26 protein-coding genes are annotated in these 26,169 nt (G+C 66.5%); 14 read left to right on the plus strand and 12 right to left on the minus strand.

Going from position 1 to position 26,169, the window contains the following annotated elements; all coding sequences use genetic code 11:
• Positions 1-271: 271 nt before the first annotated feature.
• The 7 genes from QF777_01630 to QF777_01660 all read right to left on the minus strand — a co-directional run bounded on the left by QF777_01630 (position 272) and on the right by QF777_01660 (position 8,724).
• The gene (locus QF777_01630) at positions 272-499 is read right to left on the minus strand and encodes a multicopper oxidase domain-containing protein (protein ID MDP6910251.1); all 228 of its coding nucleotides are present in this window, start codon (positions 497-499) and stop codon (positions 272-274) included.
• Positions 496-1,293, minus strand: coding sequence for a succinate dehydrogenase/fumarate reductase iron-sulfur subunit (locus tag QF777_01635; protein ID MDP6910252.1), 798 nt, complete (start codon positions 1,291-1,293; stop codon positions 496-498). Before QF777_01635 ends, QF777_01630 begins: the two co-directional genes overlap by 4 nt.
• Before the next feature lie 32 nt (positions 1,294-1,325).
• The gene (locus tag QF777_01640; GenBank protein MDP6910253.1) at positions 1,326-3,281 is read right to left on the minus strand and encodes a fumarate reductase/succinate dehydrogenase flavoprotein subunit; all 1,956 of its coding nucleotides are present in this window, start codon (positions 3,279-3,281) and stop codon (positions 1,326-1,328) included.
• Positions 3,282-3,304: 23 nt separating this feature from the next.
• Positions 3,305-4,144 (minus strand): succinate dehydrogenase cytochrome b subunit, encoded by an 840-nt coding sequence (locus QF777_01645; GenBank protein ID MDP6910254.1) that lies wholly within the window; start codon positions 4,142-4,144, stop codon positions 3,305-3,307.
• A 169-nt stretch (positions 4,145-4,313) separates the two neighbouring features.
• On the minus strand, positions 4,314-6,452 hold the full coding sequence (locus tag QF777_01650; GenBank protein ID MDP6910255.1) for a hypothetical protein: 2,139 nt from the start codon (positions 6,450-6,452) through the stop codon (positions 4,314-4,316).
• 118 nt (positions 6,453-6,570) lie between these two features.
• Complete coding sequence (locus tag QF777_01655) at positions 6,571-7,857, minus strand: family 1 glycosylhydrolase (GenBank protein MDP6910256.1); 1,287 nt, start codon at positions 7,855-7,857, stop codon at positions 6,571-6,573.
• A gap of 21 nt (positions 7,858-7,878) precedes the next feature.
• On the minus strand, positions 7,879-8,724 hold the full coding sequence (locus tag QF777_01660; GenBank protein MDP6910257.1) for a MaoC/PaaZ C-terminal domain-containing protein: 846 nt from the start codon (positions 8,722-8,724) through the stop codon (positions 7,879-7,881).
• A 303-nt stretch (positions 8,725-9,027) separates the two neighbouring features.
• On the opposite strand from QF777_01660, the gene QF777_01665 reads away from it, so the two are divergent.
• From QF777_01665 to QF777_01675, 3 genes are all read left to right on the plus strand, one after another.
• Positions 9,028-9,312, plus strand: a complete 285-nt coding sequence (locus tag QF777_01665) for a WhiB family transcriptional regulator (GenBank protein MDP6910258.1) — start codon at positions 9,028-9,030, stop codon at positions 9,310-9,312.
• 91 nt (positions 9,313-9,403) lie between these two features.
• On the plus strand, positions 9,404-9,604 hold the full coding sequence (locus tag QF777_01670) for a twin-arginine translocase TatA/TatE family subunit (protein ID MDP6910259.1): 201 nt from the start codon (positions 9,404-9,406) through the stop codon (positions 9,602-9,604).
• Positions 9,605-9,675: 71 nt separating this feature from the next.
• Entirely contained in the window at positions 9,676-9,963 is a 288-nt protein-coding gene (locus tag QF777_01675) for a hypothetical protein (GenBank protein ID MDP6910260.1), read from the plus strand.
• Positions 9,964-10,144: 181 nt separating this feature from the next.
• On the opposite strand, the gene QF777_01680 is transcribed toward QF777_01675, so the two are convergent.
• On the minus strand, positions 10,145-10,471 hold the full coding sequence (locus QF777_01680) for a WhiB family transcriptional regulator (protein ID MDP6910261.1): 327 nt from the start codon (positions 10,469-10,471) through the stop codon (positions 10,145-10,147).
• A gap of 253 nt (positions 10,472-10,724) precedes the next feature.
• Between QF777_01680 and QF777_01685 the strand changes: the two genes are divergently transcribed.
• From QF777_01685 to QF777_01700, 4 genes are all read left to right on the plus strand, one after another.
• Entirely contained in the window at positions 10,725-11,828 is a 1,104-nt protein-coding gene (locus QF777_01685; GenBank protein MDP6910262.1) for a Na/Pi symporter, read from the plus strand.
• Between the two features lie 115 nt (positions 11,829-11,943).
• Positions 11,944-12,612: a PhoU domain-containing protein gene (locus tag QF777_01690; protein ID MDP6910263.1), complete on the plus strand. Its 669-nt coding sequence runs from the start codon at positions 11,944-11,946 to the stop codon at positions 12,610-12,612.
• An 89-nt stretch (positions 12,613-12,701) separates the two neighbouring features.
• Positions 12,702-13,529, plus strand: a complete 828-nt coding sequence (locus QF777_01695; GenBank protein ID MDP6910264.1) for a 5'/3'-nucleotidase SurE — start codon at positions 12,702-12,704, stop codon at positions 13,527-13,529.
• 13 nt (positions 13,530-13,542) lie between these two features.
• Positions 13,543-14,847, plus strand: coding sequence for an MFS transporter (locus QF777_01700; protein ID MDP6910265.1), 1,305 nt, complete (start codon positions 13,543-13,545; stop codon positions 14,845-14,847).
• 18 nt (positions 14,848-14,865) lie between these two features.
• Here the strand turns inward: QF777_01700 and QF777_01705 are convergent, their stop codons facing one another.
• A complete protein-coding gene (locus QF777_01705) occupies positions 14,866-16,185 on the minus strand; it encodes a zinc-dependent metalloprotease (GenBank protein ID MDP6910266.1) in 1,320 nt (439 codons plus the stop codon).
• Between the two features lie 90 nt (positions 16,186-16,275).
• Between QF777_01705 and QF777_01710 the strand changes: the two genes are divergently transcribed.
• Genes QF777_01710 through QF777_01725 form a run of 4 tightly spaced genes read left to right on the plus strand, consistent with a single transcriptional unit; the run spans position 16,276 to position 19,168 of the window.
• Entirely contained in the window at positions 16,276-17,346 is a 1,071-nt protein-coding gene (locus QF777_01710) for an NAD-dependent epimerase/dehydratase family protein (protein MDP6910267.1), read from the plus strand.
• Positions 17,336-17,896, plus strand: coding sequence for a molybdenum cofactor biosynthesis protein MoaE (locus tag QF777_01715; GenBank protein ID MDP6910268.1), 561 nt, complete (start codon positions 17,336-17,338; stop codon positions 17,894-17,896). Before QF777_01710 ends, QF777_01715 begins: the two co-directional genes overlap by 11 nt.
• The gene (locus tag QF777_01720; GenBank protein MDP6910269.1) at positions 17,893-18,159 is read left to right on the plus strand and encodes a hypothetical protein; all 267 of its coding nucleotides are present in this window, start codon (positions 17,893-17,895) and stop codon (positions 18,157-18,159) included. Before QF777_01715 ends, QF777_01720 begins: the two co-directional genes overlap by 4 nt.
• Positions 18,160-18,163: 4 nt before the next feature.
• On the plus strand, positions 18,164-19,168 hold the full coding sequence (locus tag QF777_01725) for a rod shape-determining protein (GenBank protein MDP6910270.1): 1,005 nt from the start codon (positions 18,164-18,166) through the stop codon (positions 19,166-19,168).
• Here QF777_01725 and QF777_01730 read toward each other — a convergent pair.
• Together QF777_01730 and QF777_01735 are read right to left on the minus strand one after the other, a co-directional pair.
• A complete protein-coding gene (locus QF777_01730) occupies positions 19,165-19,956 on the minus strand; it encodes a HEAT repeat domain-containing protein (protein ID MDP6910271.1) in 792 nt (263 codons plus the stop codon). The genes QF777_01725 and QF777_01730 overlap by 4 nt on opposite strands.
• Positions 19,957-19,968: 12 nt before the next feature.
• A complete protein-coding gene (locus QF777_01735; protein ID MDP6910272.1) occupies positions 19,969-20,247 on the minus strand; it encodes a hypothetical protein in 279 nt (92 codons plus the stop codon).
• Between the two features lie 33 nt (positions 20,248-20,280).
• Here QF777_01735 and QF777_01740 point away from each other — a divergent pair, with 33 nt between their 5' ends.
• Both QF777_01740 and QF777_01745 read left to right on the plus strand, forming a co-directional pair.
• Complete coding sequence (locus tag QF777_01740; protein ID MDP6910273.1) at positions 20,281-21,384, plus strand: S16 family serine protease; 1,104 nt, start codon at positions 20,281-20,283, stop codon at positions 21,382-21,384.
• A 98-nt stretch (positions 21,385-21,482) separates the two neighbouring features.
• Entirely contained in the window at positions 21,483-24,440 is a 2,958-nt protein-coding gene (locus QF777_01745) for a UPF0182 family protein (GenBank protein ID MDP6910274.1), read from the plus strand.
• A gap of 95 nt (positions 24,441-24,535) precedes the next feature.
• Here QF777_01745 and QF777_01750 read toward each other — a convergent pair whose 3' ends face one another.
• Positions 24,536-25,036 (minus strand): hypothetical protein, encoded by a 501-nt coding sequence (locus QF777_01750; GenBank protein MDP6910275.1) that lies wholly within the window; start codon positions 25,034-25,036, stop codon positions 24,536-24,538.
• Between the two features lie 169 nt (positions 25,037-25,205).
• Between QF777_01750 and QF777_01755 the strand changes: the two genes are divergently transcribed.
• Positions 25,206-26,138 carry an RsiV family protein gene (locus tag QF777_01755; protein MDP6910276.1) on the plus strand — a complete coding sequence of 311 codons (933 nt, stop codon included), beginning with the start codon at positions 25,206-25,208 and terminating at the stop codon, positions 26,136-26,138.
• The last annotated feature ends 31 nt before the right edge of the window (positions 26,139-26,169 follow it).

Below are 26,169 nucleotides of genomic sequence, written 5' to 3' on the forward strand. Positions count from 1 at the left end.
GCAGGGCGGGCCCGTCGATGCCCCGAACGGGGCGATCGTTGGGGTCGGGATCGACGAGGGGGAGGGTTCAGGTTGCATGTGATCTCCTCCCCTTCACTCGTGGTTGCTGCCGTGTCCGTCCACCTCCAGATCCGCCGTATGCCCGGTGCCCCGGTCGGTGGAGCGTCGGGATGGTCGCGGAATCGGGTGGCACGTCAACCGTCGCGCCGGAGCATGCTTCTGTCAACCGGATGCATGATCGATTCTGGAGATGGGTTGTAACCCAGGCCTCCTAGAAGATCACCCCGGTGACCATGCCGAACATCCCGTCATTCCAATCCACATGGCTGAGGATTTGGCAGTGCCATACCCAGACACCGAGTTCGTCGGAACGGACCAGCACCGGATAGCGCTCGTCGGGCGCCACGTTGATGGTGTCGGCCAGGTACGGATGGTCGAGGGGGGGGGAAGCCGACCTTGCAGGGAGGCGGACATGATCCGATCCCCGGTGCCGGGTCAGCGTTGGCCGGCCAGCGCTCGGTTCTTGACCTTGGCCTTCATGTAGTCACGGTTCATGAAGGCAATGAAGTCCAGCGAGATCTCCTTCGGGCACGCCTCGGAGCACTCACCGTGGTTGGTGCACGAGCCGAAGAACTCCTCCATGGTTTCGACCATGGCCTCGGTCCGACTCCACCGCTCGGCCTGGCCTTGGGGTAGGAGTCCGAGGTGGCCGATCTTGGCCGAGGTAAACAACTGGGCGGCCGAGTTCGGGCACGCCGCCACGCAGGCCCCACAACCGATGCATGCCGCGGCGTCGAACGCCATGTCAGCGGCCACCTTGGGCACGGGGGTGAGGTTGGCGTCAGAAGCCGCCCCCGTGTTGACCGAGATGTAGCCGCCGGCCTCAATGATGCGGTCCAGCGGTGAACGGTCGACCGCCAGATCGCGCAGCACCGGGAAGCCGGCCGCCCGGAACGGTTCGATGACGATCTCGTCGCCGTCGCGAAACTCCCGCATGTGCAACTGGCAGGTGGCCGTGGCTTTCTGCGGACCATGCGCCCGCCCGTTGATCATCACGCCACACGTGCCGCAGATGCCTTCACGGCAGTCGCTCTCGAAGGCCACTGGCTCGTTGCCGGCATCGTTGAGCTGTTCGTTGAGCTGGTCGAGCATCTCGAGGAAGGAGGCATCGGTACTGATGGCCTGTTGGTGCACGTCGAAGCGACCGGCGTCGTCTGGCCCGTCCTGCCGCCACACCTTGAGGGTGACGTTGATAATGGTGCCGTGCTCTGAAGAAACTGGCCCTGAAGACATGTTGGTTTCCCCTGTTCCTCTCTGGCCCGGGCCTACTTGTAGGAGCGCTGTGCCAGCGCCACGTTCTCGAAGGTCAGTTCTTCGCGGTGGCGGGTCTGAGCCGTGCCCTCGCCGTTCCACTCCCAGGCCGCTACGTGGGCGAAGTTTTCGTCGTCGCGTTGGGCCTCACCCTCGGCCGTCTGGTGTTCTTCGCGGAAGTGGCCGCCGCATGACTCCTCCCGCTCCAGGGCGTCTCGAGCCATGAGTTCAGCTAGGTCGAAGAAGTCGGCCACCCGGCCGGCCTTCTCGAGGGACTGGTTGAGAGTCTCTGCGCTGCCCAGTACCCGTACGTTGGAGTGGAACTCGTCGCGCAGGGCCGGTATCTCTGAGAGGGCCTGGATGAGGCCGGCTTTGGTGCGACCCATGCCGATGTGTTCCCAGGTGATGCGACCGAGTTCTCGGTGGTAGTAATCGACCGACTTCGTCCCGTTGACGGACAGCCAGCGATTCTGCTCATCGGTCACACCGGCGATCGCCTCGGTGAACACAGGGTCGTTGGTAGGTACCGCAGACTGGCCGAGTAGGCCAGCCAGATCGTCACCGATGGTGTACGGCAGCACGAAGTAGCCGTCAGCCAGGCCCTGCATGAGGGCGCTCGCTCCGAGGCGGTTGGCGCCGTGGTCCGAGAAGTTGGACTCACCGATCGAGTACAGGCCAGGCACCGAGGTCATCAGGTGGTAGTCCACCCACAGGCCACCCATCGTGTAGTGGATGGCCGGGTAGATCCGCATCGGCTGCTCGTATGGGTTCTCACCGGTAATCCGGTGGTACATGTCGAACAGGTTCCCGTACTTCTCGGAGATGGCATCCACGCCGTCACGGGCGATGGCTGCCTGGAAGTCAAGGAATACGCCGTTCTTCAATGGGCCTACGCCCCGGCCCTCATCACACACAGTCTTGGCATTACGCGACGCCACGTCACGTGGTACCAGGTTGCCAAAGGCTGGGTACTTGCGTTCCAGGTAGTAGTCGCGTTCAGCCTCGGGGATCTCGGCGGCCATGCGTGCGTCGTCGTTTGCATCGGGTACCCAGATGCGACCGTCGTTGCGCAGCGATTCGGACATCAGGGTGAGCTTGGACTGGAAGTCGTCGCTGACCGGTATGCAGGTTGGGTGGATCTGTGTGTAGCAGGGGTTGGCGAAGAAGGCGCCCTTCTTGTGGGCCCGCCAGGCCGCCGTGACATTGCACATCATCGCGTTGGTGGACAGAAAGTAGACGTTGCCGTAGCCCCCGGTAGCCAGTACCACGGCGTGCGCCGAGTGGGGCGTGACCTCGCCGGAGACGAGGTCACGGGTGACGATGCCGCACGCCCGACCATCCTTCTTGACGACGTCGAGTAGTTCGGCGCGGCTGTGTAGTTCGACGGTCCCGGCGGCCACCTGGCGCATCAGGGCCGAGTAGGCGCCGATGAGTAGTTGCTGCCCGGTCTGGCCACGGGCGTAGAAGGTCCGAGACACCTGGGCGCCACCGAACGAGCGGTTGTCGAGCAGGCCGCCGTAGTCGCGGGCGAACGGTACGCCCTGGGCGGTGGCCTGGTCGATGATATTGACCGAGACCTCGGCCAGCCGGTGGACATTGGCCTCCCGGGAGCGGTAGTCGCCACCTTTGACGGTGTCATAGAACAGTCGGTGGACCGAGTCGCCGTCGTTTGGGTAGTTCTTCGCCGCGTTGATGCCGCCCTGTGCGGCGATCGAGTGGGCACGTCGAGGGCTGTCGTGGAAGGTAAAGGCCTTCACCCGGTACCCCAACTCGCCGAGCGAGGCAGCTGCCGACGCACCGGCCAAACCAGTACCGACGACGATCACATCGAACTTGCGCTTGTTGTTGGGGTTGACCAGATTCATTGAGAACTTGTGGTTCTCCCACATGTCGGCCACATCGCCGGTAGGGATCTTGCTGTTCAGGGCCGGGCTCGTCGTGACCTGGTCAGGCGGGGTTGCGTTGCTCATGGTGTCTCCTGCCGTTCCGTCGCCTAGTGGTCCGATGCCTGGTCGGCCAGACATTCGAGAACGTATGTGGCGTCGGCCGGACACTGGCGCCCGTCATCGTCGACGAGGCCGGCTTGGGTGAGGATCGGAAAGCTCAGGTTTCCGACGAGGATCAGCCCGGCCAAGCTGGTGGCCAACGTGCGTCGCAGGTGGTTGTAACGGGGGTTATTCACGCCGAGGCTCTGGAACATCGACCAGGCCCCGTGGTAGATGTGCCACGCCAACGCCATGTTGGCCACCACGTAGAGGATGGCCACCGGCAGGGCCCCAAGTGACGTCGCCACATTGTGGTACGGATCGCCGGCCACAAAGTCGTCGCCCAGCCACCAGCCCCAGGTCAGATCGGCCAGGTGGTAGAGGATGAACAGGGCGATGATCGGGCCGGTCCAGCGCATGGTGCGGCTGGCGAAGGTGGCGGCAATGTGGTCCCGCCCACCCTCGTACTTCTTGGCTCCGCTGATCATGCTGGCCTTCTCGCTGGCGTTGCCGCTCATCCGACTAAGGGTGATGGCCGAGTGCAAGTGCAGGACGAACATGGTGAGCAGGCCCGCCCGCATCAGCCACAGGACAGTGCCCTTGGGCACCAGGCCCCCGCCCAGAGTCCGTAGCGACTCGGCGTACTCGTGCATCCGGGCTGGGCCCTCATACAGGTGGAGGTTGCCGATCATGTGGACCAGCACGAACCCGATGAGGCCGATTCCGGTGAGGGCCATGACCCACTTGCGACCCACCGCGCTCTGGTAAAGGTTCAGAGGGAAGGGCCACTGGCGGCCCCGCGGTCGGACCGGCGTTACGCGGTAGCGCTGCTCAGTGGTTTGGGCCATGGTTCCCTCCTCGTGCGATGGCCCCGGTGCGACGGGGTGAGGCGTTCGCAGAGGTGAGAGTAGCGCGCTGGGGATAGCCACCTCTGAGCCGATCGCCACTTCAGATGCCCAATCGCCAACAGGGGTCCGGGTCGCCTCGACCTCCGACTCAATCACCTCCGTCTCCGGCTCAGTCAGCGCCGATCCGACCCTCGTAGCGGTTGGCGGCGAGGCTTGTTCCGTCGACGGTCAGGTCTAACTCGAGGGAGACGGCTCCGGTAGCGTCACCGAGGGACACCTCGAGGGTTCCGATCAGGGTCACCGAGTCGGCTTCGAGGGCGCCACCCCACGATCGTTCGATGACCGGACCCTCGGAGCCGATCCGGAGCCGGGCGTTCACCCGACAGCGTTCGACAGGGAGCCGACCGTCATGGACGACCACCACCTGGACTGTCATGGTGGAACGGGGGGCAATGGACTCCAACGGTGGATCGGCCACCACGATGGTCGGAGCACATGCCGCGGTCACCGTGGCGTAGGCCGGCTTGGGGTTCCGAAGGTGGTCGACCAGCGATCCGGAGATGGCCGGTGCTCCGTCGAGGAGTCGGTCCAGCGTGAATCCTCCGGTGGGCTGATACTTACGGCGGCGCAGGGCCTCGATCTGAATCCGCAGTAGGCGGTCCTGGAGTTGACGGGTATCGGCCGCCCATTGTTCGGGCCCCGCCCAATTGGCAGGGGGAACGCGGCGTACCAGCACATCGACCTCGGCTCCGAAGCCGGCCAGTCGGTCAGAGTCGATAATGGGCCACGATCCGGGATTCAGCGTCCCATCGTTTAGGGCTGGAGAATCCACCGGTACGGACTGGGCACCGAAGGCCGATACGAATCGACCGGCCCGACGTACCCGGTCCATGTATCCGGCGAGGTCTCCCCGCCGTCCGCTATACCACCCGAACCAGAGGTGGCCGGTCGCGTCGTCGACCCGAGGCGGGTTGGGCAGCACCCCGGAGTGGCTGATCACCGGGCGAGAAGGATCGGCCTGATCGAGAGAGCGGCGAACCGTGCGGTCCAGCACCGTTCGATTCCATGTGGGGAGCTGCTGGTCCATCTGGCGTGGAACGGCCCGGGTTCGGTCCACGGGATCGGGGGCGTCGTGGCCACACCAGACGATCACCGACGGGTGGTGGCCCAGTAGGTCGACCACGTCGCGGGCCTGACGGGCCGCCTGGCCACGGACCCCCCGGTGGTAGCCGCCGGTCAGTGGAAGGTCCTGCCACACCAGCATCCCGGCCCGGTCGGCTTCGTCGTACAGCTCGGTGGCCGACACATGGCCGATCAGGCGGAGCAGATTGAGTCCGGCGTTGCTGGCCAGTGCCACGTCGGCCATCGCCGAGTCGTCGGTCACTCGAGACAGGTCTCGGTCCAGCGGAGGGACGATGGCCCCTCGGAGGAAGATCCGTTCCCCGTTTATCGACCACACGTGGTTGTGCATCTGGACTGACCGGAAGCCGGTGCGTCGCACCACCCGGTCACTGACCCGACCGTCTTCGGTGGCCACCTCGAGCTCCACGTCGTGTAGTGGCTGGTCGCCCATTTCGGCGGGCCACCACAATGGTGGGCGCGGAATACGGATCGACCACTCGACCCGGTTTTCGCCGCCGGCCAACGACTGACGGTAGCGGTGGTCGACGCCCAGGACCCGGGTGTGGAACACCGCGGCCCGGGGCCGATCGGTGTGGACCACGGCGCGAAACGTCAGGGTGGCGACGGACTCGGTGGCGCGGGTACACACCACCCGGACGTGAAGCAGGGGGACCGGCCCGGTCTCTCGCAGCCGAACCGGGCGTCCGATCCCACCGGGGTTCCACGGGGCGATGCCCCGGCCGCCCTGGGTCGTCCCGGTGAGGGTGCGTTTCTCGTCCGGGTTCCCGACCGGTGGGCAGGTGGCCTCCACGGCCAGCAGGTGGTCGGAGCGGGCCCGGACTAGTTCAGTCACTTCGAGGAGGTGGGGGGTGAACGAGCCTTCGGTGGGGCCGAGGTACGAACCGTCCAACCACACGTCCCCCTGGAAGGTGACCCCGGCTAACTCCAAGAACGTTCGCCGATCTAGGTCCGGGGGTTGGGTGGAAAATCGGGTGCGGTAAAGGAGTGGCCCGTCGGCGTCGGCGAAGGCCGGGGTGCTTCGCCATGCACCGGGCACCGTGACCTCGGGCCAGTCACCGTCGTCGAGGTCCTCGAGGGGGAAATCGCGCCGCAGCATTTCGTCGGCCTCGATAGCCCGCCATGGTCCGGGCAGGGCCCCGGGCGCGTCCATGCTCCGATGCACCATGTCCAGACGCTACGCCCGGCAGGATCCTGATCAAGGCGCGCTGCCTATGGTGCCGCCATGCTCCGGCGGTGGCGGAAAGGACGGGTCCCGAGGAACCTGCTCAGGAGCAAGCCAGCCGCTAGGACAGGGAGCCGGCCGGTGGTCGGCCGGTGATGTGCTCGGAGAGCCAGCGTCCGCTCTCCTTGAGCCGTCGATTCCTGGTCACTAGCCCGCGGGGCCCGGCAAAGCCCGGGACCGGCCCCCAGCCTGCGGTGGAGTAACCGTCGAGGAGCGCGTCGTGGAACAAGCCCACGACCGGTATCCCGTCGACCGCCGCCGACTCAACCTGGGCGACGACGTCGCGCAGCAACTCGTTGCGCCAGTCATCGTCGGTCGTGGACACGCCCCATCCGGCGACTACGAGTTTCTGCTCATCGAGCCGGTCGTGGATCCTCCGGAGGGCCACGCCGAGTTCCTCGGGGAGGGGCGCTCCACCGGTGGCGTCGACCCGGGCACCTGCCGGGTAGGGCCACGTGGTCCCGTTGCCATCCAGGGCGACCGGATGGTCCCCGACCACGCCCACCAGGTCGAAGGCGTTGGCCAACTCCGGCCGGTCCACCGGAGAGCGCCAAGGCCAGGCCATCTCACCGTCGCTCAGGGCCCGCAGCCACGGATCCCAGAGCACCTGCTCCCAGTGGAGGGTCTGGTCACGGGCCAGGTCCAGAGCCTGCTGCCCGGCCTGACTCCTGACCCGGTCCCCACCGATGGTTCCCTCGGGGGATGTGGCGAACACTGACGGCGCGCCGAATACGCCCATGACCGGAGCGTCACCGCTCTGCAGGAGGCGCCACGCTTCGAAGGTTGCTTCGAGTGCGCCCTCGATAGCGACCTGGGCCGCCTCGGGGTTGGTCCTACCGGGGGGGCGGATACCTAGCAGGTGGCCCCGGAAGGCTGATCCGATGGGGTCCTCGATGGGGACCCAGCCGGCGGCCAGATCCTCGAGGGCCTCGGCGGTGCGATCGACGTGGCGGGCCCACCAGCTGCTTCGGCTCGCTGGCTCGGCGAACCCTCGCTCGTCGTCAGCGAACCACCCGGGGAGCGTCCCGTGGACCAACGTGACCCATGGTCGTAGCTTTGCCTCGACGGCGGCAGTCAAGACCTCCCGGGCCTGGTCCAGCGCGTCGGTGTCGACCACCCCCGGTCGGGGTTCGAGTCGGGCCCACTCGACGGTGATGCGGACGTCGGTAAATCCCAGTGCGGCGGTCAGCCGGAGGTCGTCGGCGTGGTCGATGGCGAACCCGGCTCCGTCACCTGAGGTCGGTACTCGTCCGTCTCGTTCCCAGCGCGACCAGTCGGCGGTCGGTGCCACCCCCTCGACCGACAGGGACGAGTCGGTCACCCCCCATAGAAAGTCCGGTTGGCTCATCGCCGTGGAACCGTGGGTTGTCTAGGGGCGGCGTTCCATCACACCGGAGTCGAAGACCACGCGGTCGCCGACCCGGGTCTGGAAGAGGACGGTGGTGTCGTCGACCTCCCACACATGGACGTCGAGTACCTCGCCGGGCATGACCGGCGACTTGAATCGGCCGCCCATGCCGCCGAATCGACCCGGGTCCGAACCACATGTCGCGTGGAGCAGTGCCCTGCCGGTGAATCCATAGGTGCACAAGCCGTGGAGGATCGGCTTGTCGAAGCCGGCGGCCGAGGCGAACGTCGGGTCGGAGTGCAGCGGGTTGCGGTCGCCGTTGAGGCGGTACAGCAGGGCCTGGTCGGCCCGGGTGGCGTAGGAGACGACATGGTCGGCACCACGGTCCGGCGCCGCCCAGTCGGCTGACGGGCCACGGTCCCCGCCCCAGCCGCCCTCGCCGCCCAGAAAGAGCCCGGCGCTGGTCGACCACAGTGGTTTGCCATCGGAGTCGGTCACGTCGGTCTCGAGGTAGACGAGCGCCGCCTTGCCTTTGTCCCAGATCGGGCCGATCTTCCCGGTGGCGATGCCGGTGCCCTCGGCGGGAATCTCCCGGTGACAGGTGATGGACTGTTCAGCGTGTAGCAGGAAGACCGGGTTGAAGCTACCGAAGTCGGGGGTTCCGCCTCCGCCCATGACCACACCCTGGGTCGGAAAGGACCGCTGGTTGATCCCATCGGAGTTCTCGGTCGTGAACTCCAGTTCGAAGCCAGTCGGGTCGGCCACGCCGGCACCGATACCGAGGGAGTACAGCAGGCTCTGCTTGGAGGTCCAGGAGATCTCGGTCGGTTCGCCGACTGATCCAACGGCGTCTGGGTTGATGGGCATTGTCACTTCCGGGTCTGTGTAGGGCGCGCCCGACGAGGCACGATGGATGGTACCGATGACGTTACGGGCTGGTCGACTGGTGCTTGCTGTTCGGGGACGTACTGGTGGACTTTGTGGAACAGCGTCGGACAGTTCGATCCCGATGTTGAATTGATTGGGAAATCCCAGATTTTCCTTGCAATTCGGGGAATCACAGTGGTGTAATTCCATGGACGGAACCCTTCGGGGGGTTCTGGGGGACCGAGACTGGCCCCAGTGACCGGAACGACCGGTCGATCGACCGGTGAAAGGCGGATCAGCAACATGGGGATCATCGCAAAGCCCGACCTGGATACCGATTGGAAGGATTCGTCGAACTGTCTCGGTGTGGATCCCGACCTGTTCTTTCCCGAGCGTGGGGCGAGTACGCGAGAAGCCAAGGAGGTGTGCCGGGGCTGCATCGTGCAGGAGGACTGCTTGGAGTATGCGCTGGCCAACGGCGAGAAGTTTGGTATCTGGGGTGGCATGAGCGAGCGGGAACGTCGCCGCATCCGTCGCCAGCGGGCCCTCGAACGGCAGGCTGCCGCCCGGACCGCTGAGGCCGTCTGAGAATCGTCCCCCGGGGCCGACACCGAGCGTCAGAGTGACCGGGCAATCGGGTGACCGGGCCAGTAGCCGGACCGGTAGGTAGAGTCGCTCTATGAACATGCTTGCATTCCTGGGGACCCAGGAACTGATCATCGTGGCGATCATCGCCCTAGTCCTATTCGGTGGGAACCAGATACCGAAGCTGGCCCGCAACCTCGGCAAGGCCCAGAAGGAGCTCCAGCGGGGGCTCGCCGAGGGTCAGGCAGAAGCCGACAAACAGTCGGAGGCCCAACCGGAGAAGGACCAGGAGTAGGCGCCCCACGTGGCGTCCCGAACTGCCGACCCCAGCCAAGCCCCGGTGGGCCACCGGTACACTCCCCGCCCATGAGCACCTTCCCCGACGATCTCCCACCCCAGCCGCCAGTCGGCGACGTGAACGTCGTCTACCTCGGTCCGTCAGCCCCCCACTGGGAGGTCCGGTCCAGTTTCGGTGATCCGCAGATGATCGAATTGTTCCGTGATCGTGTGCAGGCCCGGCTGATGTTGCTGCCGCCCCACGATCCGCAGTTCCGACGCAACCGGGAACGAATCAACCGCGACGCCGAGCGCGAGAACGTGCTCATTTCCTGGGACCTCGGCTACGAGGAAGAAGAGAGCCAGGCCTCAGCCTGAGCTTCGGCTTCTGACATCGGCTCCATTCTGGTTCGCCGGCTGTGGCCAAAACGACAGCAACCCCGACGATTGGCTCGTCGGGATCACTGCCGCAGGGAGGCCCTGCACCGGGGCGAGAGGGGAACGCCCCGTGATCGGCCGGATGCTGCCTCGTGGCAGCGCACCGGGATCAGAACAAGAATCAGGCCGCCACGGCCACCAGACCGGTCGAACGGGCGGCGGCCCGACGGTCCCGGAGGATGCGTCGACGCTGGCGCTCCGAGCAGCCACCCCAGACCCCGTGCTCGATCCGATTGGCCAGCGCGTACTCCAGACAGGGGCTGGTTGCACGGCAGTCGGCGCAGATCGCCTTGGCGATCTCCACGCCTACACCGTCGTGGGGGAAGAAAACGTTCGGGTTGCTCTGGGCGCAGGCGCCGCGCGCCATCCAGGTCGACGCCGCTCCTTCTGCCGTGGGTGATTCGGCTAGGGGACTGATGGGATTGAATTCCAGCAACTGGGTGCTCATGGTTCTCGGTGCTCTGCTTTCTGCTTGCGTGCTCTCCGTGGGGGCGACCCGGAGAGTGGTCGCTCCGCCCATGCAGGTGTGCCTGCAGGGAGAGTTCTCTCACATCGGACCGAAAACCCCCGTAAAGGGCGCGATGGCCGGGCCGGTCTTCTAGGGTTCGGCCCCGGTGGCTCCTGACACGTCTTCCCCGAACCACGGTTCCCCGTCGCAGGGTCCGCCTTCGTTGCGGCCATTGTCTGACCAGCAACGCGAGATGGTGACCCTCTTGCGGGGCTTCCTCGTCCTGGCGCTGCTGTACCTTTTCCTGACCGGGGTCGAGCTGCTCAGTGGCGGCTTCAAGATCATGGGCAAGGGCTTTGTGGACGGCCTGTTCGAGGGGGTGTCCAATCCCCTCGCCGGCCTCTTCGTCGGTCTGCTGGCTACTGTCCTAGTCCAGTCGTCATCGGTGTCGACGTCGGTGATCGTTGGGTTGGTGGCGTCTGGGGTGGTAGGCCCCGACGAGGCCGTGCCGATGATCATGGGTGCCAATCTGGGGACCACGGTTACCAACACGGTGGCCTCGCTCGGCCATGTCCGGCGCGACCAGGAGTTCCGGCGGGCCTTCGCGGCGGCCACCGTGCACGACTTCTTCAACATCCTCGCGGTGGCCATCTTCCTGCCCATCGAGCTGGCCACCGGCTACCTGTCCGAGACAGCGGAATGGATCACCGAGCGTGTGCTGGGCAGTTCCGGGGCGGCTTTCGACAGCCCGCTGAAGGCTGCGGTCAAGAAGCCGGCCAGCCTGGTCAAGGACGTCCTCGACGACCTGGGTGCCCACGGAAACTGGAAGGGCGGGCTGATGATCGTCGTCGGTCTGGCCTGCATCTTCGTGGCGCTGGGCTACATCACAAAGAACATGCGGCTGCTGGTGGCCGACCGAGTGGAGGCGGCCATCAACCGGGCTCTCGGGGCCGGTTCGGGAATCGTGGCCATCGTCCTGGGCATGGTCATCACCATTGCTGTGCAGTCGTCGTCCATCACGACCTCGGTGCTGGTGCCACTCGCCGCGTCGGGCGTTCTGACGTTGGAGAACATCTATCCGGTAACCCTGGGAGCCAACGTCGGCACCACGGTGACAGCGTTGCTGGCCTCGCTGGCCACTGGAAACCCTGCCGCGGTCACCGTGGCCCTCGTGCACACCCTGTTCAACCTCAGCGGGAGCCTGCTCGTCGCCCCGATCCGTGTCCTACGGAACCTGCCGTTGCGTCTAGCCACCGGTATGTCCGACATCGCCGCGGAGCGAAGAAGCACGGCCATTGGCTACGCCCTAGGCATGTTCGTGGTCGTCCCCCTTCTCGGCGTTCTTCTCCTCCGATGAGTGTGCGCGTCCGTTCGACGGTCAGCCCGCCATCCCGAGGGGGATCCGGCCGCGACCTGAAGCACGGTCAAACCTCGCTGGTACCGTTGCCCCTAACCCGTCAGGAGTCCCTCCCATGGTCATGAGCTTCTTCCGCCGCCCCGATGACAGCGGTATCGACCACATCGAGGCCCAGGTCCAGCGGATGGTGAACGACGCCCGACATACGTTCGACCTGGCCATGAACGCCATCACCGGAGGGTCGGTGTCCTCAGTGGCTGACGAGGTCCGGCGGACCGATCGCCAGATCAACATCACGGAGATGGAGATCCGCCGTGAGTTGGTTGTCCACTTTTCGGTCCATGCCGGCGCCGATGCCACCGAGATGCTCGTGTTCATGAACATGATCAAGGATCTCGAGCGGATCGGTGACTACAACAAAAACGTCTTTGACCTGGCCGAGGAGGGCGTGTCGTTCGCCGATGACGCAGACCTCGGGCTGATCCTCGGCTTCCGTGACGAGATCTCCTCTCGTATCGCTCTCATGGGCGAGATCTTGACCGTTCGTGACGAGGAGCGTGCCCGGGCGTTCATTGCCCAGGGGGACGAGATGCGTCGCAAGTTTGACGCTCTGGTGACCGACCTGGTGCACGCCACCGACCCGGCGTCACATGCCGTGCCACGTGCACTGTTGTTCCGGTTCCTGAAGCGGATCACCGCTCACAGCGTGAACGTGGTGACCGCGGTGGTCATGCCAGTGGATCGCCTCGACTACCACGACGAGTCCGACGACACCCGGGTCTGACCGGCTCGAGTGGCTCGGGAACGGGTGGCTAGGGAGTCGGTCGCTTAAAAGCGGGTCTGTCCATCATGAACCGCTCCTAGGGTCGAACCGTGCGTGTACTGGTCACCAACGACGACGGCATCTCCTCACCGGGCCTGCACGCGCTCGCCGCGACGGTGGCCGATGCTGGCCACGAACCGGTGGTCGCGGCCCCGTCCACCGACTGGAGCGGTGCCTCGGCCTGCCTGGGCCCACTCGATGATCCCGATCGCGTCTCGGTTCGGCGGGTGGAGGTGCCCGGTGTGGCTGGTCCGACTGGCGGCCCGTTGATCGGTTACTCGGTCGGCGCCCCGCCGGCCCTGATCTCGATGTTGGCCGATCTAGGTGGCTTTGGTCCGCCGCCCGGGCTGGTAGTGGCCGGCATCAACCGTGGGCCGAACACCGGCCGGTCCACCCTTTTCTCAGGGACAATCGGTGCCGTGCTAGCCGGTGAACGTTTTGGCCTATCCGGTATGGCGGTAAGCGCAGATGTCACGGTCACCGGTGAGACGGGGGCGACGGGGGCACCTGGCGACGTCCACTGGGAGACCGCCGCCCGGGTGGCCCGGGTGGTCCTGCCGTGGCTAGTTGATGCACCGGCCCGGACCGTGCTCAACGTGAACACCCCGGACATTCCGTTGGCTGACCTCCGGGGGGTCCGATTTGCCGAACTCGCCCCCGTCGGTGGCGTACGGACGGTGATCACCGGCCGTGACAGTACGGGGCTGGACCTCGATCTGGTGGCCAACGAGGAACTGATGCCAGACGACAGCGACACCGCGCTGATCCGTGCGGGTTGGGCCGCCGTCACGCCGATCACCCCGGCGTCCGCGTTCGGTCTGGACCTGCCTCTCGCCGAGTGGGAGCGAGACATCGGCGGTGAGGATAGGCCGCGATGAGCCCGGCCACCCCGTGAGTCCGTTCACCCGATTCGGCCGTACCCACGGCCTGGGCGCCATGTCCGACGCCATGCTGGCCGTGGCCCTCGCCGGTTCGATCTTCTTCTCCATCGACCCCGATGCGGCCCGGTGGCGGGTCGCCCTCTACCTGCTGTTGACCATCGCACCGTTCGCTGTGGTCACCCCACTCCTGGGCCCGTTGGTCGATCGGGTGAAGGGTGGTCGTCGGGGCATGATCATTACGTCGATCTTGGCCCGGATGCTGATCGCCTGGCAGATGATCGAACACATCGATGGGCTGTTGTTGTTTCCGTTGGCTTTCGGCCTGCTGGTGATGCAGAAGACGTACTCAATCGCGAAGAGCGCGGTGGTGCCGTCGCTGGTCCGCAACGACATCGAGTTGGTCGAGGCCAACGCCAAACTGGCCATGTTGAGCGCGGTCTGTTCGATGGTGGGCGCAGGAATCGGAGGCATCGCCCTGCTGTTCAGCTCGTCGTCGCCGGCCGTGGTGGCGGTTATCGGCTACGGCCTGACAATGGTGGCCGCCGTCCAGGTGCCCAAGGTGCTGGTGGCCGACGCGCCGGTGTCGGCCGGCGAACGAGCCGTGCTTCGCCAGCGCGGGATCCTCACAGCGTCGTTGGCCATAGGGCTACTACGGGCCGTGGTCGGCTTCACATCGTTCTTGCTGGCTTTCGAGTTCCGAGGTGGTGGTGGCGGTGTGTCGATCGAGTCGGTCGGCCGACCGGCTGGTGCGGGTTCGGGGTTGGTCCGAGGTGAGTCCGTGCTGGCTGCCGCACCCGCACCGGCTTGGCACTTTGGCCTGGTACTCGCCTCGGTCGGGCTGGGAGCCTTCGCCGCCGCCCAGTTCTCACCGGTCCTGCGAACTCGCCTTCTGGAAGAACGGATCATTCGCGGTGTGCTCTTCGTTGGGGTGACGTTGTCGGGACTGGCCGTGTGGTTGGGAGGGCTCTGGGGGGCCGTCCTAGTCGGCGGCACGGTGGCCATGTGCAGTGGGACGGCCAAGTTGGCCTTCGACTCGTTGGTCCAGCGGGATGCGCCTGGCACCAACCACGGTCGGTCGTTTGCCAAGTTCGAGGGTCGTTTCCAGCTGGCATGGGCCGTCGGGGCGTTCCTCGCGGTGTTCCTTCCGCTGTCGATCGAGGTCGGTTACCTATTCATTGCGGCGTTGTTCGCTGCGGCGCTCACTTGGTTCGGTTTGGCAACACCGCCGATTCCACGCATCGAGACCCCGGACGAACCGGACCGGCCCGATGGTCAGTTCGGCTTCTGGCGGCGCGGCGACCCCGGCGGGGGCTGAGCGCCGGATCCCGACCGGTCAGTCGTCCGACGGCGGATCGGGAAGTTCAAGGCGGGCCAGCCATAGCCCAGGGGCGTCCACCTCTGAGGGGGTGGGGAGGTTGCGGGCCTCGGTCCAGAGCAGGGCCAGTCCATCTTCGCCCGCCCGCTCCACGACACCGGTCACGAAGGCGGACCCACGGTCGACCTGTTCCTGGGTGAGGTTCAGGCCGAGGATGCGCTCTACGAAACGGTCGGCGTCGGACGTGGTCACTCGGCGGCGGCGCAGCGCCTCGGTCACCTGGCCGTACGAGCCGATGAGTCCGGTGCCCACAGTGTCCATTACATGGTCGACTACTCCGACCGTCACAGCCACCAGGGCCTCAAGGTGGGGCAGCAGCACTTCTTGTTCAGGAGATCGCACGGCGCCCAGTACGGCTTCGGGGTCCAGCGCATCCTGGAGACGGGCCAGTGCGTCGGCTCCGGCAGCCGGATCGGGATTCGTAGGGTTGAGGCCCGGGAGATCTTCGAGGCCCAGCTCCAGTCGGTCGCTTAGCTCGGCGGGGTCAGTTCGGAACGCCCCGGCGTGACGGGCCAAGAGGTCGCCGATGGCGTGACGGACGTGGGGAACGCCGAGCACCGCATGATGGGCGACCTCATGGAGACAGATCCAAAGCCGAAGGTCGTCCGCGGGAAGGCTCCAGTCGGCGCTGAACGCCTCGACGTTGGGGGACACGATGAGCAGGGTGTCGGCGTCGGATCCGCCGGTCGGACGGGGGATGGGGAGGTCGTAGGTACCGAGACTGCGGAGGGCGAGGCGACCGACCATCGTGCCGGTGGTCATCCCGGCCATCATTGGTGCCATGGCTGCCATGAGGCCCGATAGCCACTGGAGGGTCTGCTCGCCGCGGGGATCATCGGGGTCGATCGGCTCACCGTCTATCTCAAGACCCGAACCGACGCCGAGATCACCAGCCAGATCGGTCGGCAACTGGGCCATCTTGGATAGGTACGGCCGGTAGGCGTCGACCGACGATGATGCCCAGACGGTTCGAGTCACCGGTCGGATCGACAGTGCGCCCGAGCGGGCCACGGTGAGGCCGGTGCAGGACGCGACCTGGAGTTCAGCGACCCGCAGTAGGGACTCGTACTCCATGCGGACCATCGGGTCGACGTTCGGCTCGCTGGCCCCTTCTGACGCGATGGCCATGGCGATCTGGCGGGCCGGATCGGCGCCGGCCTGGCCCATTCCGGGAAGGCCGGTACCTGAAGGCATCCCCGCATCCATTCCGGGAAACATGCTGCCGAACGCCTGGGTGAAGGCGGCGAACGGGTCCTCTGGTGGATCCTCGGGGCTCACGAGGGCACTCTATGGGAGTGACTTCCCCCGACTACCCGCGATCCGCCACCCGGCGGACTTGCCGCTCCCTATGAGTACCGGCCGTTCCCGATGAGCCGGGTCGTGGTCACCGGATCGACCGGTGCGGTCGGACGGCAGCTCTGTGTAGGCCTGGCCGCGGCCGGGCACGAGGTCATCGGCTTGGATCGACGGTCGAGCACTGCGCCAGCGCCCGAAATAGAACTACGTACGGTCGACCTGGCGGTCACTGACCTGCGTTCACAGTTGGCCGACGTCGAGGTAGTGGTTCACCTGGCGGCCGGGGTGACTGCTGGTGATCAGGACACCGACGAGGGCCGCGACCGCCTGGCGGTCGTGGAACGGTTACTGGCTGCGGCGTCCGATGCCGGGGTGACTCATCTTGTCGTCCGCTCTTCGGCCATGGTCTACGGAGCGTGGCCCGACAACCCGGTGCCGCTGACCGAGGACGCTCCGGTACGACCGTGCCCGGATTTTGCCTTCGCCGTGCATAGGGCCCGGATGGAGGAGCTGGCCGGAGCGTGGGCCGCCGAGTCAGACGACCGTGCGTTGACCGTGCTGCGTGCAGCGGTGACTGTCGCCGAGGAGCGTCCGGGCGGCCTGGCCACCGTCGTCGGCGCCGCGGCATCCATCCGTAGCGACGAGGGCGAGCCGTTGGGGCAGTTTCTGCATTCCGACGACCTAGCGTCCGCCGCGGTGTGTGCCGTGCAGGCCCGTTACAACGGACCGTTGAACGTGGCGCCCGACGGATGGATCGGCGTGGAGGTCATGGCCGAGCTTGGTGGTCCCGGTCCCCGGCTACGTCTGCCCGGTCCGGTAGCTGCCCTGGTGACCCGGGCTTTATGGAAGGCCGGGTTGTCTCCGGCCCCCCCGGGGGTGTTCCCCTACTCGGTTCACCCGTGGGTGGTGGCCAACGACCGTCTCCGGAATCTCGGCTGGGTACCCACCCATTCCAACGAGGAGGCCTACGTGGCCGGCCACGAACCGGGCCTGCTGGACCGCATGGACGCCCAGGCTCGCCAGCAGGTCTCACTGGCCGTAGCTGGGGTTCTGGTGCTCATCCTGGGCCGGTTAATAGTGCGTCTGATCCGCCGCCCCCGGGGGTCGGGTCGGGCACCCTACGATGCGACCGATGGCCGGTGAGACCCCTTCTGATGGCCGTCCCTCTGGGGCCGGTCCGGGTGTTGTCCCCGATCTAGTGGACGGTCCGGACGACGAGACCTGGGTGGCGTTGACGGACGGCCCACTACCCGTCGACGAAGTAACCGGTTGGATCGGGCGACACGACTGTGGGGCCGTCGTGGTGTTCCGTGGTGACGCCCGGGACCATGCCGAGGGGCGCCCGGAGGTCACCGCACTGGAATACGAGGCGTACGAGTCTCAGGTGGTCCCGAGGCTAGGGCGACTGGCCGGCGAGGCTCGGAACCGATGGCCTGACCTGGGTCGCATCGCCCTGATCCACCGGACCGGACCGTTGGCCATTGGCGAGACGGCCGTGGTGGTGGCCGTGTCGTCGCCTCACCGGGACACCGCGTTCGACGCCGGCCGGTGGTGCATCGACACGCTCAAGGAAACTGTGCCGATCTGGAAGAGCGAGGCGTGGGCCGGTGGCGAGCACTGGGGTGTGGATGCCCAGCACGTGATCGAGGTGCCAGGCTCGGCGCCACAGGACAGTCCCCAGGAGGCCGTGTGAATCCAGCAGTCCTGTTCTTGGCTGGTGGGGTCAGTCTGGCCGTCGTGCTCTCGGCGGTCGTCTGGCTGTTCAGCCGTCCGAAGAAGGCCGTTGAGGACCCGAACCAGGCACGTGCCAATCTGCGGGCCCTTCGGCATGGCCCCGGCGGTGGAGCGCCCGCCCGCGGACCGGGTGCCCTTGGGACCGGTGGTATCCGTGTGCTCGGAGACGCTTCGTCCGAAGAGCCCGGATCCGGTTCCGACACCGGATCAGAGAGGCGCTGACCTCATGGCACGGGACCTGGCCATCGACCTAGGCACGGCCAACACCCTGGTCTATGCCCGAGGTGAGGGGGTGGTGCTGGCTGAGCCATCGGTGATCGCCATTAACGAGCGCACCAGCGAGGTGCTTGCCATGGGCGACGAGGCGTGGCACATGATCGGCCGCACACCGGAGCACGTGGTGGCCCAGCGGCCACTCCGCAAGGGGGCCATCACCGACTTTGAGGTGACCCAGCGGATGGTTCGCCTGCTGTTGGAACGGGTTGGGGTGAGCCGGTTTAACCGGCCGAAGGTCCTGATCTGCGTCCCGTCGGCCATCACCGCTGTAGAGCGGCGTGCGGTCACCGACGCAGCGCGTCGGGCCGGCGCCACCGACGCCCAGTTGATCGAGCAGCCGTTGGCCGCTGCGATAGGCGCGAACCTGCCGATCTCCGAACCGGTCGGGAACATGGTCGTCGACATCGGGGGTGGCACGTCGGAATCCGCGTTGCTCTCACTGGGGGGGGTGGTGGCCCTCGAGGCGGTGCGGGTCGGGTCGTTTGACATCGATGCCGCCATCCAGGCGTACGTGCGTCGGGAGTACGGACTGGCCATCGGCGAGCGCACCGCCGAGGAGATCAAGTGGACGATCGGTTCGGCGGCGCCAACGCCCGAGGAGGGCCGGGCGGAGGTCAAGGGACGGGAGCTCATGAGCGGCCTCCCCAAGACGGTGGTGCTAACCCCGCTGGAGATCCGTCGGGCCATCGAGGAGCCGGTGGCCGCCATGGTCGAGTCGGTGGTTCAGTGCCTGGCCCAGGCTCCACCGGAGCTGGCTCAGGACCTGTTGGCCCACGGGATCTGCCTGGTGGGCGGGGGGAGTCTGCTACGGGGACTTGACGTACGGATCGCCGAGGATGCGGGCGTACCGGTGGTGAAGGTCGAGACTCCCATGGAATGCGTCGTGCTGGGTGCCGGCCACTGCATCGAGTCGTTCGAGGCCATGCGGGTGATGTTCATGGAAGGCCGGCGCTAGCCGGGACCGGGATCCACACCTAGGAGGTCCTCGGCAGCTTGGCGGACCTGCCAGTCCCGGTCGTCCAGTGCCTCGGCCAGAGCGGCTTCGATATCGTCGCCTTCGAAAGCGGCCAGGGCCAGCACCGCCCGGCGGCGGATGGTGGCCTTCTGGGTGAGTCCGGCCAGGACCGATTCCCGTCCAGCTTCGTGACCGAGGGCGCCGAGGGCGGCCACCGCTGCCTCCCGGCATAGGTGGTCAGGATGGCCGGGTCGTTCGGCCTCGGGGCCCGATCCGGTACCGGCCACCGCCACCAGAGGTCTGACCAGCACGTTGGCGCTGCCGGGGTGTTCGCCGGCCGCCCAGCAGGCCACCTCTACCACTGTGGGGTCGTGATCGCTCAGCAGGTCAGCCAGCAGGCGGGCCAGCAGATCGGCCAATGACCCAGATGGGGCGCCGGCCGACTTGCTCACTGGCTCTTCGGGGGCACCGAGGATCTCCAGGGCGCGTCTGCGAACCGCAGCGTTGGTGTCGGTGAGCCCGCCGGCCAACTCGTCGTCGGTGAGCCCACCGGCGCGGGCCAGGGCGCCGAGGGCGGCGGCGCGAACCACCGGCTCGGGGTCGAGACGAAGGGAGCGGGCCGTTTCGACGTCGCCGGTGTGCCCAGCCAGCACGGCATGTCGGCGACGCTCGGCCACCTCCGGCGTGGGAGGCGGATCAGGATGGACGTGCCGATTGATGGGCGGCGCAGGATTCTCGCCGGGATGCCCGTCGGGGTCAGATTCGTTGTTCGCGTTGGGGTTGGTCACCGGGGCGGCTTCTCAGCCGATGGCCCGCTCGATGAGGAAACCCGAAAGGAAGATCCCCACACCGACGACGGTGGCCAGAGCGATGCCTCCAAATACGACGAAGAAGGCCAGTAGGACGACGGAGCGGACGCGGTGCCACCAGCGGATCCGCGCCCGCCGGCCGGTCGCCACTCGATGGGGCGGATGGAACCAGATGCCGAGACGGGCGCCGGGGCTCCACGGTCGGTCCACGGCGTATTCCAGGTCGCCGGTGGGCGGCAGGGATCGGTTCAGAAAGGATCGGCGGCTCATCGGGGTTCATCCACGTGTCGGCCCGTAGACCCGATGCGGTTGCTGGTCGGCACCATGGCAGGCTGGGCGTCCATGGAGGAGAACCTACTGGCGGACGACCCGCCGTCTCCGCCGTCCCACCCACTCCGGGGAGCCATCGTCTTGCTGCTCGTGGCCGCCGCGCTGCTGGCCACGTTCGTTCGGGTCCCCTACTTCGTGTTCCGGCCCGGGTCGGTCCAGCCGCTGAGTACCAAGGTGATGATCACCACGGGTCAGCGGTTCAACGCCACCGGCGAGATCCACTTCACGACGGTCCGCCAAGACGCCACGGTCAACGGTTGGGAGTGGCTCGAAGCCCGGATGAAGCCGTCGTTGACGCTGATCGAAGAGGACCGTGTTCTCGGCGGTCGGTCCCGGGACGAGAACCGGACGTTCAATATGCAGTTGATGCGTGTCTCAAAGTCCACGGCGGTCGCCGTGGCGCTGCGGTACCTCGGGGTGGATCCATTTCGGGCCACCGGCGTGGGGCTGGCCGAGGTAGGTGGACCGTCGACCGGTCTGTTGACCATCGACGACGTGATTTTGACCGTGGACGGCGCACCGGTGCTGAGGGCCATGGACCTCGTGGAGGCCATCCGGGACCGTGGTCCGGGCGACGTCGTCGATCTCGAGGTGGAGCCGGTCCGGGGTGGGGCGTCACGAACGGTGTCGGTCGTGTTGGGGGCCCGTGATGACGACCAGACGGTGGGGTTCATGGGCGTGGCGCCCCAAACTCGGTGGGAGGACGTCGAGGATCTGCCGATCGATGTGCTGGTCAACACTGGCAGCGTGGGCGGAAACTCGGCTGGGCTGGCCCTCACACTGTCGATCTTGGACCTGATTACGCCCGGTGAGTTGACCGGTGGGCTGCAGGTGGCTACCACGGGCACCATCGACCCGACTGGCGTGGTCGGTTCGATAGGCGGAATCGTCCAGAAGGTGGTGGCGGCCCGCGACGGGGGAATGGATCTGTTCCTGGTGCCGACGTCTGAGGCCGACCAGGCTCGACAGCACGCAGGGGACATGCCGGTCGAAGGGGTGGCCACACTCGACGACGCGTTGGCCGCGCTGGCTCGACACGGTGGTCAGACCCAGAACCTCCGACTCCCGACTGGCTGACGGGTCATCGGCCGTAGGCTGAGTCCATGCGCCCAGAAGACGCCCCGCCGCCAGGTCCACGTCCCTTCCCCCGGGTCCGTCGCCGGTCTGGAGGCTCCATGAAGATCCGGGTGATCGCTGGCGTGGTGGTGTCGACGTTCTTCATCCTCATGCTGTCGCTGCGGGGAATCGCCGGCTTCTGGACCGACTACCTCTGGTTCGACGCCCTTGGACACGAGGGAGTGTTCGTATCGGTATTCGGCGCCCAGGTGGTGCTAGTGGCCCTGTTCACCGCCTTGTTCTTCGGGATCCTGTTCACCAACCTCACGGTCGCTGACCGCCTCGCACCGCCCATCCGTCCGCCGGGTCCGGAAGAGGACCTTCTGCGGAACTACCACCTGATCGTCGGTCGGCGTCGTTGGTTGGTGCGTTTCGTGCTGTCGGGCCTATTCGCATTGATCGCCGGGTTCGGGGTGAGCGGCCGGTGGGAGGAGTGGCTGCTGTTCACCAACGGGGTGGACTTCGGTGTGGTCGACGCCCAGTTCGGGCGCGACATCGGCTTCTACGTGTTCCGTTTGCCGTTCTTGTCGTTCGTGGTCGGGTGGGTGTTCGCCACGCTGATCGTGACGCTGGTCGTCACCACGCTGTTTCACTACATCAACGGCGGGATCCGCCTCCAGACGACCGGTGAGCGGGTGCAGCCTGCGGTCAAGGCCCACCTCTCGGTGTTGCTGGGACTTGTCGCCCTGGTGCGGGCCGCCGACTACTGGTTGGCCCGGTTCGAGTTGACCACGTCGGACCGCGGCGCGGTGACCGGCGCAACCTATACCGACGTGAAGGCCCAACTGCCGGCCATCAACCTGCTGATCCTCATCTCGCTGTTCGCCGTGGCGTTACTCATCGTGAACATCAGGCGGCGCGGTTGGGTGCTGCCCACGCTGGCCGTCGGCCTGTGGGCCTTCGTGGCCCTGATCATGGGGAACATCTATCCGGCGGTCATCCAGAACCTCCGGGTGGAGCCTGCGGAGTCCGAGAAGGAAGCGCCGTACATCGAGCGCAACATCACGGCGACCCGTGCGGCCTACGGCCTAGACGCCATGATCGAGGTGCAACTCACCGACTTCGATAACCGGGTTACGGCGGCTGACCTGCGGGCCAATCCGGGCACGGTGCGAAACATCCGGACGCTGGATCCCCTCGTGGTGCAGGGGACCTTCGACCGGCTTCAGGGAGAGCGCGAGTTCTACACCTTCGCCGACGAGATGGACACTGATCGGTACACGATCGACGGCGAGACCACCCAGGTGCTGCTCGGTACCCGTGAGCTGGAGTTGAACGAGACCCGATCGTGGGAAAATCAGCACGTGGCGTTCACGCACGGCTATGGCGTGGCCATGGCGCCGGTGAGTCGAGTCAAGGGCTCGGGCGACCCGGACTTCCTGGTCGGCGACTTGCCGGTGTCGATCGACCCGACGGTGGACGTGGTCCTGGACCGGCCGCAGTTGTACATGGGCGAGGGTCTGGGTGGCTACGCGGTGGTCGGTGCGACCCGAGACGAGGTCGACTTCACCGATGAGAATCAGGAGACGCAGGCTGTCCGTTATGCCGACATTGGCGGCGACGGTGGCGTGGGGATGGGTTCGATAGTGCGGCGTGTGGCGTTCGCCCTGCGGTTCGGCCAACTGGAGCCACTGATCTCGAACTTCATCACCGACGAGTCACGGGTGTTTTACGTACGTGACATCCGGAGCCGGGTCGAGAAGCTGGCGCCCTTCCTGCACTTCGATGCCGACCCGTACCCGGTGCTGGCCGATGGTCGGATCTACTACGTGGTCGACGGGTACACGACGACCGACCGCTACCCGTATTCGCAGCCGGCGTCGGTGGGCGAGCTACCGAAGTCGAGTGGGCTGCGTCACGGCCTTAACTACGTCCGGAACTCGGTGAAGGCCACGGTGGATGCGTTCACCGGCGAGGTCGTGTTGTACGTGGTCGATGAGACCGACCCGCTGGTGGCGGCGTTCTCGTCGGCCTTCGACGGACTCTTCACGCCGCTCTCGGAGATGCCGGCGAGTTTGGTGGCCCACCTGCGGTACGCCGAGGACTTGTTCCGACTCCAGTCCGAGATCTGGGGTGCCTACCACGTTGACGACACCGAGAACTTCTACCAGCGGGCTTCCGAGTGGGCGGTCTCTCAGGATCCCGGCCGGACCGGAGAGGGTGCGGCCAACGTGATGCTGGTCGATGAACAGGGATTTCAGGTTGGGACCCGCCACCGGAGGATGGCGCCGTACCGGACCATGGTGTCGCTGCCGGAGGGCGATGACGCCAGCGGTGACGGGGTTTACGATGCAGGGTCGTCTGAAGACGCCGAGTTCGTCATCATGCGGGCGTACGTGCCGTTGGACGAGGACGACGCCCGCAAAGAGCTGGCTGCTTACCTGGTGGGTCGCAGCGACGGGGATCGACTGGGCGAGCTGGTCGTCTACCGGCCGCCGTCGTCGAATTTCGACGGCCCGGCGTTGGCCGAGGAACGGATACGGAACGACGAAGCGGTGGCCAGTCTCCAGACCCTCTTGAGCCAGCGTGGGTCGTCGGTGTTGTTCGGCGAGCTGTTGCTGGTACCCATCGAGGATTCGATTCTCTACGTCCGGCCGCTGTACGTGCAGGCCGAGGGCGATAGCACGGTGCCGGAACTGGAACGGGTCATCGTGGCCGTCGGCGAGCAGGTTGTGATGGCCGATTCGTTGCAGGAGGCTCTCGAGGAGCTGACCGGCGCATCGCTAGGCGATCTGTTTCGGGGCATCTCGACTGGGGTTAGCGCCGACACCGCCACCGATGCCACGGGAACGGGATCGGGCTCGTCGGGCGATGCTGCTTCGGGGAGCGGGTCCTCGTCGGACAGCAGCATCGGGACGGGATCATCGGTGCCTGACAACCTGGCTGATCTGGTGGCCGAGTTGGCTCGCCTGCAGGCGGCGTCGGCGGCTGCGTTGTCGGAGGATCCGGCCGACTGGGCCGAGTTCGGGCGCATTCAGGCCCGGATGCAGGATCTGGTGGAGGACTTGGCCGGCTAGTTCGAATTGGGTCCGTCTCGCTAGTTCATCCCGGCCGGCTCATCCCCGCTGGGTGAGTAGGTCAGCCGGTGAGATCTGACCGAGTCCTGCCGGGGTCAGTCGGCGGGTTGCCAGCCGCTGGTGCGGCGGGCTGTGGACGTGCCCGAGGGGGAGTTGGCACCCCGGGCCCGAGCCGGGGAGTCGGCGGTGAGGTCCTCGAAGGTCTCGTCGCCGGCCAATGCCGGAGTGGTGATGGGCAGGCCCACCGTAGACAGGGTGGCACTGACCGGGTCGCCGGCCATTGCCACGCCGGCATGGCCGGCCACCTCGGCGATACGGGCCTCGAGACCGACGGTGACCCGGGATACCTCGGCGAACAGCCGGGCCACGTGGAGTCGGAGGTCCATGACGTCCTCGCCGTCGGGGTCGATGGCGGCCGAGGTGCCAAGGGCGTCGAACCGGTGCTCCAGGACGTCGACGCGTTCGGCGATCTCGCGGAGACCGTTGACTAAATCAAGGAGGGTCTGGTCGGCGCCGGGTCCGTTGGCCACGGTCTGGGCGACGGGTCGCCGACCCCGATGGGACTTGACTCGCTTGGAGTTCCGACGGATGACCATAGGTCGATGTTAGCGACGAGCGGGTTTCCGACAGGTCGCCCACGGAATGGCTTGTTCAAGTTGTCCGGCGCCGCCTGACTACCCTCCCGTGCGTGATCTTCCGGTGCTCCCTGCCGCTGTCTGAGCCAACCGATTGGGTCGGTCCGGGGACTGCCGTCGGGGCGCGGCGATGGTGGATGCGATGACCTGCGGGAGGGTCCGCATGTGGACCGGCGTGTTGGCCGTATTGATGGGGACGCTGTTGCTAGTCGGTTGTGCAGCTGCTGATGGTCGCGAGATGGTGGCCAACGGCATCGGGCATACGCCGGAACCGACCGAGGCGCCGGTTGTCGAGGAGCCGGAGCCCGAACCGACCAGTTCGCTGCCTGAGGGAACGATCCTTGAATCCGGTGGTAGTGCCAATGACGGCGGGTTTGCTTCGGGAGCGGCGCACGGTTCGGTGTACGTGGATTCGATGGCCGGGACGGTCGGTGGGGCGGGGTCATACAACCTGAGCTACCCGCAACTAGATGGGCTGGAACTGGACCACCCGGTGAATGTGGCGCTCCGGCGTCCGACCGAGGCGATGCGGGCCGAGTTCGTAGCGGCCATGTCCGAACGGTCTGGTGAGGGGTCAGGCGAGGATTCAGGTGAGGTGATCGGTGGCGACTCGCTTCGGGGGTCGGGCAAGGTCTACCTCCTGGACGACCGGTTGGTCAGCGTGGTGTACGAGTTCCGGATCGAGTGGTCGGGCGCGGCCGGTGTAGACGATCGGGTGGATTCGGTGCTGGTTGACCTGCAGATGGGTGACGAGTTGGGCCTCGAGGATTTGTTTGTACCGGGGAGCCCATGGCTGGAGACGGTCGGATTCTTCGCCCGTCAGGACCTGGTGGACGGTCTAGGGGATATGGGCCTGTGGCCGGACGGTCGGGGCCTGGAGTCCGAGGCGTCGAACTACTCGGTGTTCGGTCTGACGGTTGCGGAGTTGGTGGTCCGGTTTGGTCGGTACCAGGTGGCCCCGGGCGCTGCCGGCATGCCGGATGCCACTGTGCGATGGGCGTCGTTGGCTGGGCTGGTGGATCCGGATGGCCCAGCCGGGCACCTCGCTGCTTCGGCGGGCTGATTTGACCGAGGTCCGGAGCGAGTCGCCACCG

The sequence above is a fragment of the Acidimicrobiales bacterium genome (assembly GCA_030747595.1).
In the GTDB taxonomy this organism is placed as follows: Bacteria; Actinomycetota; Acidimicrobiia; order Acidimicrobiales; family MedAcidi-G1; genus UBA9410.

Coding starts and splice junctions, on each gene's coding strand:
- QF777_01725 (MDP6910270.1), top strand. CDS start 18,164: ATGGCACGGGACCTGGCCATCGACCTAGGCACGGCCAACACCCTGGTC.
- QF777_01715 (MDP6910268.1), top strand. CDS start 17,336: ATGGCCGGTGAGACCCCTTCTGATGGCCGTCCCTCTGGGGCCGGTCCG.
- QF777_01665 (MDP6910258.1), top strand. CDS start 9,028: ATGGGGATCATCGCAAAGCCCGACCTGGATACCGATTGGAAGGATTCG.
- QF777_01670 (MDP6910259.1), top strand. CDS start 9,404: ATGAACATGCTTGCATTCCTGGGGACCCAGGAACTGATCATCGTGGCG.
- QF777_01645 (MDP6910254.1), bottom strand. CDS start 4,144: ATGGCCCAAACCACTGAGCAGCGCTACCGCGTAACGCCGGTCCGACCG.
- QF777_01735 (MDP6910272.1), bottom strand. CDS start 20,247: ATGAGCCGCCGATCCTTTCTGAACCGATCCCTGCCGCCCACCGGCGAC.
- QF777_01710 (MDP6910267.1), top strand. CDS start 16,276: ATGAGCCGGGTCGTGGTCACCGGATCGACCGGTGCGGTCGGACGGCAG.
- QF777_01675 (MDP6910260.1), top strand. CDS start 9,676: ATGAGCACCTTCCCCGACGATCTCCCACCCCAGCCGCCAGTCGGCGAC.
- QF777_01685 (MDP6910262.1), top strand. CDS start 10,725: ATGGTGACCCTCTTGCGGGGCTTCCTCGTCCTGGCGCTGCTGTACCTT.
- QF777_01635 (MDP6910252.1), bottom strand. CDS start 1,293: ATGTCTTCAGGGCCAGTTTCTTCAGAGCACGGCACCATTATCAACGTC.
- QF777_01650 (MDP6910255.1), bottom strand. CDS start 6,452: ATGGTGCATCGGAGCATGGACGCGCCCGGGGCCCTGCCCGGACCATGG.
- QF777_01745 (MDP6910274.1), top strand. CDS start 21,483: ATGAAGATCCGGGTGATCGCTGGCGTGGTGGTGTCGACGTTCTTCATC.
- QF777_01655 (MDP6910256.1), bottom strand. CDS start 7,857: ATGAGCCAACCGGACTTTCTATGGGGGGTGACCGACTCGTCCCTGTCG.
- QF777_01640 (MDP6910253.1), bottom strand. CDS start 3,281: ATGAGCAACGCAACCCCGCCTGACCAGGTCACGACGAGCCCGGCCCTG.
- QF777_01690 (MDP6910263.1), top strand. CDS start 11,944: ATGGTCATGAGCTTCTTCCGCCGCCCCGATGACAGCGGTATCGACCAC.
- QF777_01755 (MDP6910276.1), top strand. CDS start 25,206: ATGGTGGATGCGATGACCTGCGGGAGGGTCCGCATGTGGACCGGCGTG.
- QF777_01750 (MDP6910275.1), bottom strand. CDS start 25,036: ATGGTCATCCGTCGGAACTCCAAGCGAGTCAAGTCCCATCGGGGTCGG.
- QF777_01660 (MDP6910257.1), bottom strand. CDS start 8,724: ATGCCCATCAACCCAGACGCCGTTGGATCAGTCGGCGAACCGACCGAG.
- QF777_01740 (MDP6910273.1), top strand. CDS start 20,281: ATGCGGTTGCTGGTCGGCACCATGGCAGGCTGGGCGTCCATGGAGGAG.
- QF777_01680 (MDP6910261.1), bottom strand. CDS start 10,471: ATGAGCACCCAGTTGCTGGAATTCAATCCCATCAGTCCCCTAGCCGAA.